The following is a 14,048-nucleotide window of genomic DNA, read 5'->3' as shown; positions in this document are numbered from 1 at the left end:
GTCTATCGCCGGTTTACGGTTTCGTAGCGCGCGCGGCTGAGGCTGACCAGCGCGGAAACGGCGGTGCACAATCCGGCAATCACCAGGGCGATGGAAGGGGCGTCGCCCACCGGGACCAGCGCAAAGATGATCGACATCGATATCGCGCCCATCGTCTGGCCCAGAAGGCGCGCCGTGCCCTGCATGGCTCCGGCAGCCCCGCTCCGGGCCTTCGGCGCCGAAAGCAGCAGAATCCGGTTGTTGGGCGTCTGGAACAGGCCAAACCCTGTCCCGGCAAGCGTCGTGCCGATCAGGAAGGCTATCCCCTTCGCATCCGGCGGAAACAATCCTGCGATCAGCAGTCCCAGCGCCAGCAGACCGCCGCCGCAAGCGCACAGCCACGCAGTCTTGATCCGGTCGGCAAGCCGTCCGGCGATCGGGGCCATGATGATGGTGGCGATCGGCCACGGCATCATGTAGAGGCCGGTCAGAGCCGGTGTCATCCCCATGGTGTGATGAAGGTAGAACGGCAGTGCGACATAGGCCAGCATCTGACCGGTGAAGCAGGCCACAGAGGCAATCACCGCGACCCGAAACCCGGGATCGGAAAGGAGATCCGTCGGCACGATCGGCGTGCGTGTGTTGCGTTCCAGCCGCAGGACTGCCAGCAGGCACAGGATCGAGCATCCGATCAGCATGGCTCCGCTTGCGGGTGCGGTGGCGATCAGCTCCGCGCCGGCAAAGAAAAGGATGAACATCGCCGTGCTGGCAAGCACTGCCGGCACATCGAGCCGCCGCTTGACCCCGTCCATATGGCCGAGAAACCGGCCGCATGCCAGCACCAGGAGCCCCAGCGGCAGGTTGACGGCAAACAGCCAGGGCCAACTGGCGAAAGAGAGGATGGCCCCGGCCACCGCCGGCCCCGCGGCGGCAGAAATCGCGATCGCCATGGCATTGAAGCCGATGATGGTCCCCAACATGCGTTGCGGAACCGCGGTCCGCAGGTTCATTGCCGCAAGCCCCATCATGGCGCCGGCGCCCAGACCTTGCATGAAACGCGCGGCGACCAAAAGCGGCAGGCTCCCGGCCAGCGCACAGGCAGTTGACGCGAGCGTGAAAACCGCGACGCCCATGAGGAAGACCCGCCGCGGACCATAGATCTCGCCGAGCGCACCGCAGGGAAGCAGGGCCACCAGTACGGCGAGCTGGTAGCTCGAGACGACCCACACCGTGTCGCTGGGATGCGCCCCGAGCGAAATGGCGATGGAGGGCAGCGCCACATTGGCGATGGCGCCGTCGAGCACGACCAGCACCAGCGACAACAAGAGCACGCCAACGGCGAAGTGGCGCCGCGGCGCAGGCAATCCGTCGTCGGCCTGGTCGGAATGGGATGAGGTGAGCATCGCGATCATTTCATCTTTTGGTCGCACAAGCGATACAAGCGCCGCCTCGATTGCGCCAGATGCGATCGGAAAATTCAACGTCATGCCAGACACATGACAACACCATGGCTACGCCACAAGTGCCGCAAGCTGTCCGCCAGGAAGGCCCTATCTCGTCTGCCTCAGCGTGATGCGCGTGAGTTCGGCAGGCCTGCCCAGCCGCAGCGCGAATCCGGGCCAGAGCGCGGTGCCGTTATTGACGTAGAGCTGCATCGAGCCGACCTGGTAAAGGCCGGAGACGAAGCCGTTGTTGGCCCGCGCAAGCAGCCGGTCCATCCCCCTGATCATTCCGCCATGGGTGTGTCCGGAGAGTTGCAGCGCCACTCCTGAAACCGCCGCCTGCTGGGCCATCATCGGTTGATGGTCGAGCAGGATGACCGGCGCCGCGTCCGGCACACCCTGAAGCGCCGCCTCGAGATCCGGGGCCGGAAAACCGTTCCGGCCCGCCGACCGGTCGGGGACGCCGGCGATCACCAGCTTGTCGCTGCCGCGCTCGATGACCGCATGGCTGTTGGAGAGAAGCCGCATGTCCATGGCCTCAAAATGCTCCAGGAAGGCGCCTGCGTCGAAGAAATACTCGTGGTTTCCCGAAATGGCATAGATCCCGTCACGGGCGGAAAGGCCGCGAAGCGGCTCGACGTCGGCGCGGCGGTGCTCAAGGCTTCCGTCGATGAAGTCGCCGGTGATGACGATCAGGTCGGCATCAAGCGCGTTGGCCTTTGCCACCATCGAGCCTGTCCAGGCAGCCGGAAACAGCCGGCTGATGTGCAGGTCGGTCAGTTGCACGATCCGGTATCCGTCGAACGCTGCGGCAAGGCCCGGGATGGAAATCTCGATGTCCTTGAGTGGCGGAACAATGATGGCCCTGCTGACGCCGAATGATGACAGGGCAAGAGCGGCAATGCCTGCGGCATATCTCACCTCAGCGGCAGGTTCGGAAAAATAGCCCGTGAAAACAAGGCCAACGAGTGCCCCCGCATCAAGCGCAATCTGGAACACCGCCAGAAGCACGATTGCACCAAACAGGACATTGAACGCAATGACCAGCGGCCTCGGGAACTCGGGCGCAAACACCGAGCCAGACGAGAGCCGGCTGACATAATGGTATTGCGACGCAATCAGCAGCACCACCGCCACGACCGCCTTGAGCGTCCATGGCCAGGGCAGCGGCAGGATGAAGCGGACGAGAACGATCAGCCATGGAAGCCCGGTAACCAGATGAAACATCAAATGCGCCTTTGGTGGCTTGAAAGATCCCACAGGCGTGGGAACCGGGAAGGTTCATGCTGGTACCGCACCGCCGATCCTACGGCGGCACCGTTGACTGAGCTGGCAGGCCTCCGCATGCCGTTACCGGAAAAGACGCCTGTACCCAGTAAGATAGAGAGCCATTCAGCTGCTGCCACCCTCACCCCGTTCAGCCAGCGAGTTCCGCCAGATGCGTCATTACCACGGCCGCGCCATTGAGGCGCTTGTCCGGGGTCGGCAGGTCGCGGATGAACACCACGCTCTGGTCGGGCCGGATCTTGGCCATATTGCCCTGCTTGGAAATATGGCCCACCAGCCCGGCCGGGTTGGGGAATTCCTTGTTGCGGAACTGCACCACCACGCCCTTCGGACCGGCGTCGAGTTTCTCGACATTGGCCTTGCGGCACAGCGCCTTGATGAAGACGATCTTGAGCAAGTGCTGCACTTCCGTCGGCAAAGGCCCGAAACGGTCGATCATCTCGGCGCCGAACCCGTCGATATCGGCAATGTCGGTGATCTCGCCCAGCCGCCGGTAAAGCCCCAGCCGTAGATGCAGGTCCGGAACATAGTCTTCGGGGATCATTACCGGCGTGCCGACCGTGATCTGCGGCGACCAGCCGGTGTCAATCGCCGCGTCCTCGCCGCGGACCTCGGCGACCGCTTCCTCCAGCATGTGCTGATAGAGTTCGAAGCCGACTTCCTTGATGTGGCCGGATTGCTCCTCGCCAAGCAGGTTGCCGGCGCCGCGGATGTCGAGATCGTGGCTTGCGAGCTGGAACCCAGCGCCAAGCGTGTCGAGCGACTGCAAGACCTTGAGCCGCTTGTCCGCGGTCGCAGTCAGCATCTTGTTGACCGGCAGCATGAACAGCGCGAAGGCGCGCACCTTGGACCGTCCGACCCGGCCGCGCAGCTGGTAGAGCTGGGCCAGGCCGAACATGTCGGCCCGGTGGACGATCAGCGTGTTGGCGGTCGGCACGTCGAGGCCCGATTCGACGATCGTCGTCGACAAAAGCACGTCGTACTGGCCGTCATAGAAGGCGTTCATGATGTCATCGAGTTCACCGGCAGCCATCTGGCCGTGGGCGATGGCGAATTTCAGTTCCGGCACGTCTGAACGCAGGAAAGCCGCCACGTCCTCGAGATCGGCAAGCCGCGGACAGACATAAAAACTCTGCCCCCCGCGGTAATGCTCGCGCATCAGCGTTTCGCGCACAGTGACCGGATCGAACGGCGAAATGAAGGTCCTGACCGCCATCCGGTCGACCGGCGGCGTGGTGATCAGCGACAGTTCGCGGACCCCGGTCATCGCCAGCTGCAGCGTGCGCGGGATGGGCGTGGCGGAAAGCGTCAGCACATGCACGTCGCTCTTGAGCTCCTTCAGCCGCTCCTTGTGCTTGACCCCGAAATGCTGCTCCTCGTCGATGATCAAGAGACCCAGATTGGCAAACTGGATCGATGAACCAAGCAGCGCATGGGTGCCGACCACTATATCGGTCTTGCCTGAGGCCAGTTCCGTTTTCGTCAGCGCCAGTTCCTTGGCGCCGACAAGACGCGAGGCCTGGGCAATGCGGACCGGATAGCCGCGCAGCCGCTCGGTGAAGGTCTTGAAATGCTGGCGCGCCAGCAACGTCGTCGGCACCACCACCGCCACTTGCACACCGTTCATCGCCGCGATGAACGCGGCGCGCAGCGCAACCTCTGTCTTGCCGAAACCGACATCGCCACAGACCAAACGGTCCATCGGCTGCCCTGCGGCCAGATCGTCGCGCACCCGTTCGATCGCCGCCATCTGGTCTTCGGTCTCGTCATAGGGGAAGCGCGCGGAGAATTCGTCGTAGAGCCCCTCGGGCGCCGCAAGTGCCGGTGCCGAGCGCATGTGCCGCTCGGCGGCGATGCGGATCAGCCCCTCGGCCATGTCCAGAAGCCGCTTCTTGAGCTTCGCCTTGCGAGACTGCCAGGCAACCCCGCCCAGCTTGTCGAGCTGCACTTCGGCGCTGTCCGAGCCGTAGCGCGTCAGAAGCTCGATATTCTCGACCGGCAGGAACAGCTTGGCATCGCCGGCATAGTGCAGCTCGAGGCAGGCGTGCGGCGCGCCCGCAGCCTCGATCGTGCGCAGGCCGATGAACTGGCCGATCCCGTGCTCGGCATGAACGACATAATTGCCCTCGTCGAGCCCGGACACCTCGGAAATGTAATCCGCACCGCGGCGCTTGCGCTTGGCCCGGCGCACCAACCGGTCGCCCAGCACGTCCTGCTCGCCGATGACGACGAGATCATCGATCTCGTAGCCACCCTCGATGGCCAGCACTGCTGCCGCTGCCTCGCCCGGTTTCAGCTTGTCGATGTCGGCAAGACTGTTGATCCGGACAACGCGTTCAAGCCCGTGCTCATCGGTGACCTGCAACAGCCGGTCGAGCGATCCTTCCGTCCAGGCGGTGATCAGCACCTTGCGCCCTTCGGAACGCTTGACGCCGACATGGGTCACCAGCTTTTCGAACAGGTTGGCGCGGCCGCCCTCTTCCGATTTGTCGGATTCCGCGTCAGCCGCCCAGCGCGGACCGCTAGCAGTCGGAAGGTCGATCACCATCCGCGCCGACGTTTCCGGCTCGTGAAACGGTGTCAGACGGATCGCGTTACGGGCATCGAGGCGTTCAAGCAGTTCGGTCGTGTCGAGATAGAGCAGGTCCGGCCTGATCGCCTTGTAGGGCGTGGTCTGGACACCCCGCCCCTTCTCGATGCTCTGCGCCGTCTGCCTCGCTTCGTAATGGTCGACGATCTGCGCGCGACGTTCGCTTGCGGCTTCCGCGAGCATATGGTCGCCGGTAATACGGAACCCGCCCAGATAGTCGAACACCGTCTGCATCTCGTCGTGAAACAGGGGAAGCCAGTGTTCCATGCCCGGATAGCGGCGGCCTTCGCTGACCGCAACATAAAGCGCATCATCCCGGTTTGCCGCCCCGAACATGGAGAGGTAGTTGCTGCGGAACCGGCTGATCGTTTCCGGTTCCAGCGTAACTTCGCTCATGGCGTTGAGAGCAAGTTCCTTGGCCTGGGTTGTCGTGCGTTGCGAAGCCGGGTCGAAATGCCTGACACTCTCCAGAGTGTCGCCAAAGAAATCCAGCCGCACAGGTTCTTCGGAACCCGGTACGAAGACGTCGAGAATGCCGCCGCGCACGGCGTACTCACCCACTTCGCGGACAGTAGCGACCCGCTCGAAGCCGTTCTTGGCAAGCCGAACGGACAGGTCATCCATCTTCAGCCGGTTGCCGGCGCGGGCCGAAAATCCAAGATCCGACACCACTGATCGCGATGGAACCCGTTGCAGCATGGCATTGACGGTCACCAGCAGGATTGCCGGATGCGGATTGTCCGGGAACTGCGCCAGGGAAGACAACGCCGCAAGCCGTCGTGCCGAAACATCGGCTCCCGGTGATACCCGGTCATAGGGCAGGCAATCCCAGCCCGGCAGGGTGAGTACCGGGATTTCGGGTGCGAAAAACGCGAGATTCTGCTCGAGATCGGCCATGCGCTGGCCGTCGGAGATGATGTGCGCCAGCGGACCGGTCGACCGGGCAAGCTCGGCGAGCGCCAAAGCTTCCATGCCCTGCGGCACACCGGCCAGCGTCACCGGCGTGTGCGAACCGGAGATCTTGGCAACCGGGATCACTGGTTTCATGATTTGCTCGCCGGTCCCTGCGATGTGTTCTGCTGCGGCTCGAAGTCGGGCACATAAGCGCGCATCCGGTCAAACAGCGCCGTGCGGAGGCGCTCCGGTGTCTCCGCTTCGCCTGTCACCCAGCGGAAAATGTCCGCATCCTCCTCCGCCATCAGCTCTTCGAGCTGGTCGAGTTCCGCATCTCCGAGATCAGCGATCTCGGCGTCGGCAAAACCGCCGATCACCAGATCCATTTCCCGGATGCCACGTCGCCACGCCCGCACGAGAATGCGACGGCGGCGCGGATCGAGGTCGGCGCTTGAGCGTGTTGTTCCGGTCATGACGGGCCTTTTTTGTTTGGACGGTTTCCATATCCTGTCGCCACGCAAATGTCAGCCTTGCCTTTGACCCAAAATTACCGTTCATCTGGTTCCATGCGACCACTTCAGCTCGATCCCCTGTTCAAACCTGTTGAAAGCCTGCCCGGGATCGGTCCAAAGCTCGCCGAGGCGCTGACGCGGGTGACAGGCCGCGAGGGGCCGGAAGACACCCGCGCGCTCGATCTCTTGTTGCTGCCGCCGCACGGTCTGATCGACCGGACCATGCGCTCGGGCATCACCGAAGCGCCGGAAGGCACGATTGCCACTCTCAAGGTTCACGTGGACCGCCACCAGCCATCGCCTCCGGGCCGCAGAAACGCGCCTTATCGGGTGTTCGTCCATGACGATACCGGTGAACTGGCACTCACCTTTTTTCACTCCAAGCGGCAATGGCTCGAGAAGATCCTGCCGGTCGGCGAAGCCGTGCTGGTCAGCGGCAAGGTCGAATGGTTCAACGGCAGACCGTCAATGGTCCATCCCGACCATATCGCCCTGGAAGTGGACGCGGACAGCTTTCCGTTGATCGAACCGGTCTATCCACTGACAGCCGGGCTGTCGCCGAAAATACTCCGCAGGTCGATCGAGTCGGCGCTGGACCTCCTGCCGGAACTACCAGAGTGGTCCGACGCCCATCTGGTGAGCAAGAACAGTTTTCCCTCTTTCGCCGACGCAGTCCGCGAACTGCACCATCCCGAAGCAGCGATGGATATCGAAGCGCAGACACCGGCGCGCCGCCGCCTGGCCTATGACGAGTTGTTGGCAGGCCAATTGTCGCTGGCACTTGTGCGCCAGACACTGCGCAAGCTGCCCGGACATCCCGTTGTCGCGGAAGGCCGCCTGCGTCAGGCGATCCTCGGAGCGCTGCCGTTTTCCCTCACTGGCAGTCAAACAACGGCTGTCGAGGAAATCCTCGCCGACATGGCCGGCAAGGACCGCATGCTGCGCCTTCTCCAGGGCGATGTCGGTTCCGGCAAGACCGCGGTGGCGATGCTCGCCATGGCCGATGCGGTGGAAGCCGGCGGCCAGGCGGTGCTGATGGCCCCGACGGAAATCCTCGCCCGCCAGCATCACGCCACGATCAGGAAGATGGCGGAGGCCGCCGGCATCGAGGTTGCCGTGCTGACCGCCCGCGCCAAGGGCCGTGAACGCGCCGAACTGCTCGAGCGCATTGCCAATGGCCAAGCCCGGATTGTGATCGGCACCCACGCGCTGTTTCAGGAATCGGTCGTCTACAAGAACCTCACCCTGGCGGTGGTGGATGAGCAGCACCGGTTCGGGGTTCATCAGCGGCTTCGGCTGACGGCCAAGGGAACCGCGCCGCACATGCTGGTCATGACCGCTACCCCTATCCCGCGCACGCTGGTCTTGGCGGCCTTTGGCGATATGGACGTCTCCAAGCTCACCGAGAAACCCGCCGGCCGCCAGCCGATCGCCACCGTCACCATCCCCGACGAACGTCTGGCCGAGATTGTCGACCGGCTGAAGAAGGCGTTGGAAGAGGGCAAGAAAGCCTACTGGATCTGTCCGCTTGTCGAAGATTCCGAGCAGAGTGACTTGATGTCGGTGGAAAGTAGGCATGCGAGCCTGGCAGAGGCGTTCGGCAAGGACATGGCACCGCTGGTATCGCTTGTTCATGGTCGCATGACGTCTGAAGAAAAAGACCAGGCGATGAGCGCATTCAAGAACGGCCAGACCCGTCTGCTCGTGGCAACGACGGTGATCGAGGTCGGCGTTGACGTTCCGGATGCGACCATCATGGTGATCGAACACGCCGAACGTTTCGGGCTTGCCCAGTTGCACCAGCTCAGGGGTCGCGTCGGTCGCGGCGAAGGCGCATCGAGCTGCATATTGCTCTACCACGGCCCCTTGGGCGAAACCGCCGGCGCGCGGTTGCAGGTCTTGCGCGAAACCGAGGATGGCTTCCGCATCGCCGAGGAAGACCTCAAGCTGCGCGGTGAAGGCGAAGTGCTCGGCACGAGGCAATCGGGCATGCCGGGGTTCAGGCTCGCAAACCTGAGCGCTCACGCCGACCTTCTGGAAATCGCCCGCAGCGATGCCCGCAATGTGCTGGAGACCGATCCCTCACTGGCCTCGCCGCGCGGTGAGGCGCTCAGAATGCTGCTCTACCTGATGCGGCGCGACGAGGCGATCAGGTTCCTCAGAGCCGGCTGAGGCAATCACTCCGCCGCTGGTTTGGCCTTTGACTTGGGCCTTGTCTGAACCGGGAGGACCTTTGGAAAATCCGGAGACACCAAGCCGGCCGAGATCACCATCTTGGCCGCCTCTTCGACGCTCATGTCGAGAATGATCACGTCTTTGCGCGGTACGAACAGCAGGAAACCCGACGTCGGGTTTGGTGTTGTCGGCAGAAACACCGACATTGAATCGTCCTCCGGCAGCCGCGAATTGACCTCACCCTTGGTATCGGTGGCGATGAAGACGATCGACCACAGTCCGCGTCGCGGATACTCGATCAGCGCTGCCTGCTTGAACGACCCGCTCTGCTCGGCGAGCACCGTCTGGAAGATTTGCTTGAGCCCCTTGTAAAGACTGCGCACCAGGGGCATCCGGTCGAGAAGCGATTCTCCGAAGGAGATAATCGAGCGGCCAACGAGGTTGGCTGTGAGAAACCCGATCATGGTGATCAGGAACAACGCTGTCAGCAGACCAAATCCCGGCACTGCAAACGGCAGGTAATAATCAGGATTGTAGATGGCCGGAATATAGGGCTTCACCCAGCTGTCTACCCAGCCGATGAAGGTCCAGGTCAGATAGGCGGTTATAGCGAGCGGCGCCACGATGATCAGGCCGGTCAGAAAATAGTTTCTCAGCCGCCGTCCTGCGCCCAGCCGTTTCTGCTTGTCGGTCATTCGTCACCTTGCCCTATGGCATGCAAAACACCGCGCCTTGCGATCCCCGTTATATAGGGAACGCACAGAGGCGAAGACAAGTTCACCGCCGATCTATCTCTTATTCGACGGTGACCGACTTGGCGAGGTTGCGCGGCTGGTCCACATCTGTGCCCATGAAAACGGCGGTATGATAGGCAATCAGCTGAACCGGCAGCGCGTAGAGGATCGGTGCGACGATCTCGTTGACCTCGGGCAGCACGATGGTCGCCATGGTCTCAAGTGTTGTCGCAGCCGCGCCCTTTTCGTCGGTGATCAGGATGATCTGGCCACCGCGAGCCGCCACTTCCTGCATGTTGGAAACGGTCTTCTCGTAATGCCGGTCATGCGGTGCGATCACAATCACCGGCATGTTCTCGTCGATCAGCGCGATCGGACCGTGCTTGAGCTCGCCCGCCGCATATCCCTCGGCATGGATATAGGAGATCTCCTTGAGCTTCAGCGCGCCTTCCAGCGCCAGCGGAAAGCTGGTGCCGCGGCCGAGATAGAGCACGTCCTTGAACCGCGACAGCTCGCGCGACAATGTCTCGATCTGCGGCTGGATCGATTGCAGCACCTCGTTGAACAGGCGCGGCGCACCGACCAACGCCTGCACCATCGCGGTTTCGTCTTCCGCCGAGAGCGTGCCGCGCGCGCGACCGGCGATCATTGCCAGCGCAGCGAGCACCGAAAGCTGGCAGGTGAACGCCTTGGTTGACGCCACGCCGATTTCCGGTCCCGCAAGCGTCGGAAACGTTGCGTTGGACTCGCGCGCAATGGTCGATTCGCGCACATTGACCACCGCGCCGATGGTCAGACCATTGTCACGGCAGTAGCGCAGCGACGCCAATGTGTCGGCGGTCTCGCCCGACTGCGAGATGAACAACGCCGCCATCCTGCCCGTCAGCGGCATTTCGCGGTAACGGAATTCGGAAGCAACGTCGATTTCGACTGGCAGGCGGGCAAAGCGCTCGAACCAGTACTTGCCGACCAGCCCGGCATAATAGGCGGTACCGCAGGCCGACATCGCCAGCCTGTCGAGATTGGCGAAGTCGATCTGAGCACTGTCGAGCTTCACCCGACCCTCGGCAAAATCGATATAGTGGCTCAGCGTATGCGAGACCACTTCCGGCTGCTCGTAGATTTCCTTTTCCATGAAATGGCGATGATTGCCCTTGTCAACGACATAGGCGGCGCCCTGCGACTTCTGCCGCCGCCGCTCGACCAGCGTGCCATTGCCATCGTAGATCTCGAGGGCATCGCGGGTGATCACCGCCCAGTCGCCATCGTCGAGATAGGTGATCTCGTCGGTGAATGGTGCCAGCGCGATCGCGTCTGAACCGAGGAACATCTCGCCCTCGCCATGGCCAACCGCAAGTGGCGGGCCAGAGCGTGCACCCAGGATCATGTCCGGCTGGTCTTCGAACAGGACAGCAAGCGCATAGGCGCCTTCAAGCCGTCCGAGTGCCTTCTGCATCGCCTGGCGGGGCGCCAGGCCCTCCTGCCGGTAGGCGGCCAGCAGTTGCGCCACCACTTCCGTGTCGGTCTGGCTGTAGAAGTTGGCTCCCTTGGCGGTAAGCTCGGCGCGCAGCGGCGCGAAGTTCTCGATGATGCCATTGTGGACGACGGCGACACCATGGCAGAAATGCGGATGCGCATTGCTTTCCGTCGGCGCGCCATGGGTTGCCCAGCGGGTGTGACCGATGCCGATCTGGCCGGCCAGCGGCTCTTCGCCGAGCTTGCGGTCGAGATTGGCGAGCTTGCCTTCAGCCCGGCGGCGGTCGAGATGCCCGTCATGCACGGTGGCGACACCCGCAGAATCATATCCGCGGTATTCCAGCCTTTTGAGCGCGTCCACCAGCAGCGGAGCCACCTCGCGCTTACCAACTATCCCGACTATGCCGCACATGCGTTTCTCCTGGGTAAAGTGTTGGCCAAGCTCTTACCCAGCAACGCCGGTTTAGACCAGTGACCTAAGGTATTGCGTCCGCTCAATTTTCGTGACACCGCGTAACCGGTTCCGTCCCGGCGGTCAGCTTTGCGCCTGTTTCTTGAGCGCCTTGATGGCCGCGATCTTCTCCCGCAGGCGGTGCGCGCGACCCGGCTTTGTCTCCTGCCGCGCCCTTGCGATGGCCAGCGCATCGTCGGGAACATCCATCGTTACCACGCTTCCCGAACCGACATAGGCCCCGGCGCCGATCTTGAGGGGTGCGACCAGCGACGAGTTCGAACCGATGAAGCTCCCCGCGCCGATCTCCGTCAGGTGCTTGTTCTCGCCGTCATAATTGCAGGTGATCGTGCCGGCGCCGATATTGGCGGCCTCCCCGATGACGGCGTCACCGATATAGGTCAGGTGATTGACCTTGGCGCCCCTGCCGACCTTCGCCTTCTTGATCTCGCAGAAATTGCCGACCTTGGCCTTTTCTCCAAGTTCGGTTCCCGGTCGCAAGCGGGCAAATGGCCCGATGCTGGCATTGGCGCCGACATCGGCGCCTTCAAGATGGCTGAAGGCATGGATGACCGCACCCGGACCGACCCTGACGCCGGGACCGAACCAGACATTGGGCTCGATCGTCACGTCATTCTCCAGCACCGTGTCGTGGGAGAGAAATACGCTCGACGGGTCAATCATGCTGACCCCGGAGATCATTGCCGCGTGGCGGGCGCGGGCCTGCCAGACCTGCTCGATCTCGGCGAGTTCTGCGCGGGTGTTGCAGCCCATCATGTCTTCTTCGGGAGCCTCGATCGCAACGCATCTCAGTCCGCGTTCACGGGCGATCTCGACGATGTCGGTCAGGTAGTATTCGCCCTTGGCATTGTCATTGCCGATCGCTTCGAGCAGGCCGACGGCCTCCTCGCCTGAAAACGTGATGATTCCGCCATTGCAGAAATCGACAGCCAGTTCATCGCTGGAGGCGTCTTTGTGCTCGCGAATCGCAACGAGTTCGCCATCACGTTCGAGAAGCCGTCCATACCCTGTTGGATCGGCCGCGCGGAAACCGAGAACCACGACGTCGGCGCCCTTTGTCCTTTCATCTCTCGCCGCTGCAAGGCTGTCCGGACTGATGAGCGGGGCATCTCCATAAAGCACGATGACGTCGTCAAAGCCTTCACTGATCACGTCTCGCGCCATCAGCACGGCATGTCCGGTCCCCTTGCGTTCGGTCTGCTCCACGGCGCTCACCGGCACCCCGAGCCCGGCTCCCGCTGCCTCCGTCACGCGCTCGGCCTCCCGGCCAACCACCAGGGCAACCTTGTTGACGCCGGCGGCAGCGGCGGCACGGGTGACATGGGCTATCAGCGGCAGATTGCCGACGGTATGCAGCACCTTGGATTTCGACGACTTCATCCGTGTCGCATCCCCCGCCGCAAGCACGACTGCCAGACTTGTCCGCGCCATTCCGTCACCTCTTCATCGAATCGCTTGTTTAGCCGTGCCGGACGCTATAGCACCGGAACCTGAGTAATTCTCCTTCAAGCAAACATTGCCCCGATTTGGAAGCCCCCCATGACTGCCGCCTCACCCACCGTCGCGAAACCCATCCGCGCGCGCCTCGTCCCCTTGGCCGTCATGCTGCTGACCCCGTTGTTTTTTTCGTCCAACCTCATCTTCGGACGATCAACGATTCCGGAGGTGGCACCGTTTACCCTGGCGTTCCTCCGCTGGAGCGCCGCGGCCCTTCTGCTCTCGCCGTTCCTGTGGATGGCGCGCGACCGGGTTCGAACCTACGTGAGCGGCCACCCGGTGCATTGGCTGGTGCTGGGTTTTTTGGGCATGTGGATCTGCGGCGCGGGCGTCTATTATGCATTGCAATTCACCACCGCGACCAACGGCACACTGATCTACACAACCTCGCCGCTGATGATCATTATCCTCGAGCGCCTCTTTTTCGGCCGGCCGACGAGCTGGCGGGAAATCGCCGGCATCGTGGTCGGGTTCATCGGAGTGGCGATCATCGTGCTCCAGGGCGATATCACACGCCTTGCCACGACGTCCTTCAACTGGGGTGACCTGATGTTCATCGCCGCCGCTTTGTCCTGGGCCGGATATTCCGTCCTGCTCAAGGGCAGACGCACGGCTGGGCTGCCGGTCTCGGCGCTGTTTGCGGTTGTCGCTCTCTCCGGAGCGCTTCTGCTGGCCCCGTTTGCACTGTGGGAATTTCTTGCGGGGGCCATGATGCCGCAGAGCTGGAGCGCCTGGGGCGGCATTGCCGGCATTGTCGTGTTCTCGTCGCTATTGGCCTTTTCGGGCTACCAATACGGCGTCGCCCGGCTTGGCGCCTCGACCGCAAGCGTCTTCATGTATCTCCTGCCACCCTATGGCGTCGGTCTGGCGGTGCTGGTTCTCGGCGAGCCGTTCGAGATCTACCACGCCATCGGCATCTTCACCGTGCTGACCGGACTGGTACTTGCGACCGCGCCCGGGTTCAAGCGCTGATCCAGTCTTCAATTGCCG

Annotated in this window: 9 protein-coding genes; 2 read left to right on the top strand and 7 right to left on the bottom strand. The window is 62.7% G+C overall.

Features of this window, described 5'->3' with window-relative positions:
* Window positions 1-2 precede the first annotated feature (2 nt).
* The 4 genes from SPHINGO391_RS10380 to SPHINGO391_RS10365 form a co-directional block, all read right to left on the bottom strand.
* Entirely contained in the window at window positions 3-1,310 is a 1,308-nt protein-coding gene (locus SPHINGO391_RS10380) for an MFS transporter (RefSeq protein ID WP_152011514.1), read from the bottom strand.
* 219 nt (window positions 1,311-1,529) lie between these two features.
* Window positions 1,530-2,648, bottom strand: a complete 1,119-nt coding sequence (locus tag SPHINGO391_RS10375) for a metallophosphoesterase (protein ID WP_152008761.1) — start codon at window positions 2,646-2,648, stop codon at window positions 1,530-1,532.
* 190 nt (window positions 2,649-2,838) lie between these two features.
* The gene (mfd, locus tag SPHINGO391_RS10370) at window positions 2,839-6,345 is read right to left on the bottom strand and encodes a transcription-repair coupling factor (protein WP_152008760.1); all 3,507 of its coding nucleotides are present in this window, start codon (window positions 6,343-6,345) and stop codon (window positions 2,839-2,841) included.
* A complete protein-coding gene (locus SPHINGO391_RS10365; RefSeq protein ID WP_152008759.1) occupies window positions 6,342-6,665 on the bottom strand; it encodes a succinate dehydrogenase assembly factor 2 in 324 nt (107 codons plus the stop codon). Before SPHINGO391_RS10365 ends, mfd begins: the two co-directional genes overlap by 4 nt.
* Window positions 6,666-6,758: 93 nt before the next feature.
* On the opposite strand from SPHINGO391_RS10365, the gene recG reads away from it, so the two are divergent.
* Entirely contained in the window at window positions 6,759-8,876 is a 2,118-nt protein-coding gene (recG, locus tag SPHINGO391_RS10360; RefSeq protein ID WP_152008758.1) for an ATP-dependent DNA helicase RecG, read from the top strand.
* A gap of 5 nt (window positions 8,877-8,881) precedes the next feature.
* Here recG and SPHINGO391_RS10355 read toward each other — a convergent pair whose 3' ends face one another.
* The 3 genes from SPHINGO391_RS10355 to glmU all read right to left on the bottom strand — a co-directional run bounded on the left by SPHINGO391_RS10355 (window position 8,882) and on the right by glmU (window position 12,992).
* Window positions 8,882-9,574: a DUF502 domain-containing protein gene (locus SPHINGO391_RS10355; RefSeq protein ID WP_152008757.1), complete on the bottom strand. Its 693-nt coding sequence runs from the start codon at window positions 9,572-9,574 to the stop codon at window positions 8,882-8,884.
* A gap of 100 nt (window positions 9,575-9,674) precedes the next feature.
* Window positions 9,675-11,501, bottom strand: a complete 1,827-nt coding sequence (gene glmS / locus SPHINGO391_RS10350) for a glutamine--fructose-6-phosphate transaminase (isomerizing) (RefSeq protein ID WP_152008756.1) — start codon at window positions 11,499-11,501, stop codon at window positions 9,675-9,677.
* Window positions 11,502-11,624: 123 nt separating this feature from the next.
* The gene (gene glmU / locus SPHINGO391_RS10345) at window positions 11,625-12,992 is read right to left on the bottom strand and encodes a bifunctional UDP-N-acetylglucosamine diphosphorylase/glucosamine-1-phosphate N-acetyltransferase GlmU (protein ID WP_152008755.1); all 1,368 of its coding nucleotides are present in this window, start codon (window positions 12,990-12,992) and stop codon (window positions 11,625-11,627) included.
* Window positions 12,993-13,100: 108 nt separating this feature from the next.
* On the opposite strand from glmU, the gene SPHINGO391_RS10340 reads away from it, so the two are divergent.
* Entirely contained in the window at window positions 13,101-14,030 is a 930-nt protein-coding gene (locus SPHINGO391_RS10340; protein WP_152008754.1) for a DMT family transporter, read from the top strand.
* Window positions 14,031-14,048: the final 18 nt, after the last annotated feature.

It is taken from the genome of Hoeflea sp. EC-HK425 (assembly GCF_902498795.1).
Taxonomy (GTDB): domain Bacteria; phylum Pseudomonadota; class Alphaproteobacteria; order Rhizobiales; family Rhizobiaceae; genus Hoeflea; species Hoeflea alexandrii.
The sequence above is the reverse complement of the archived record's forward strand: the minus strand, read 5'-3'. Positions and strand labels throughout refer to the sequence as shown.

What these genes read in the sequence shown, in the direction of transcription:
- SPHINGO391_RS10375 (WP_152008761.1), bottom strand. Translation starts at nt 2,648, where the DNA reads ATGTTTCATCTGGTTACCGGGCTTCCATGGCTGATCGTTCTCGTCCGC.
- SPHINGO391_RS10340 (WP_152008754.1), top strand. Translation starts at nt 13,101, where the DNA reads ATGACTGCCGCCTCACCCACCGTCGCGAAACCCATCCGCGCGCGCCTC.
- SPHINGO391_RS10365 (WP_152008759.1), bottom strand. Translation starts at nt 6,665, where the DNA reads ATGACCGGAACAACACGCTCAAGCGCCGACCTCGATCCGCGCCGCCGT.
- recG (WP_152008758.1), top strand. Translation starts at nt 6,759, where the DNA reads ATGCGACCACTTCAGCTCGATCCCCTGTTCAAACCTGTTGAAAGCCTG.
- mfd (WP_152008760.1), bottom strand. Translation starts at nt 6,345, where the DNA reads ATGAAACCAGTGATCCCGGTTGCCAAGATCTCCGGTTCGCACACGCCG.
- SPHINGO391_RS10355 (WP_152008757.1), bottom strand. Translation starts at nt 9,574, where the DNA reads ATGACCGACAAGCAGAAACGGCTGGGCGCAGGACGGCGGCTGAGAAAC.
- glmU (WP_152008755.1), bottom strand. Translation starts at nt 12,992, where the DNA reads ATGGCGCGGACAAGTCTGGCAGTCGTGCTTGCGGCGGGGGATGCGACA.
- glmS (WP_152008756.1), bottom strand. Translation starts at nt 11,501, where the DNA reads ATGTGCGGCATAGTCGGGATAGTTGGTAAGCGCGAGGTGGCTCCGCTG.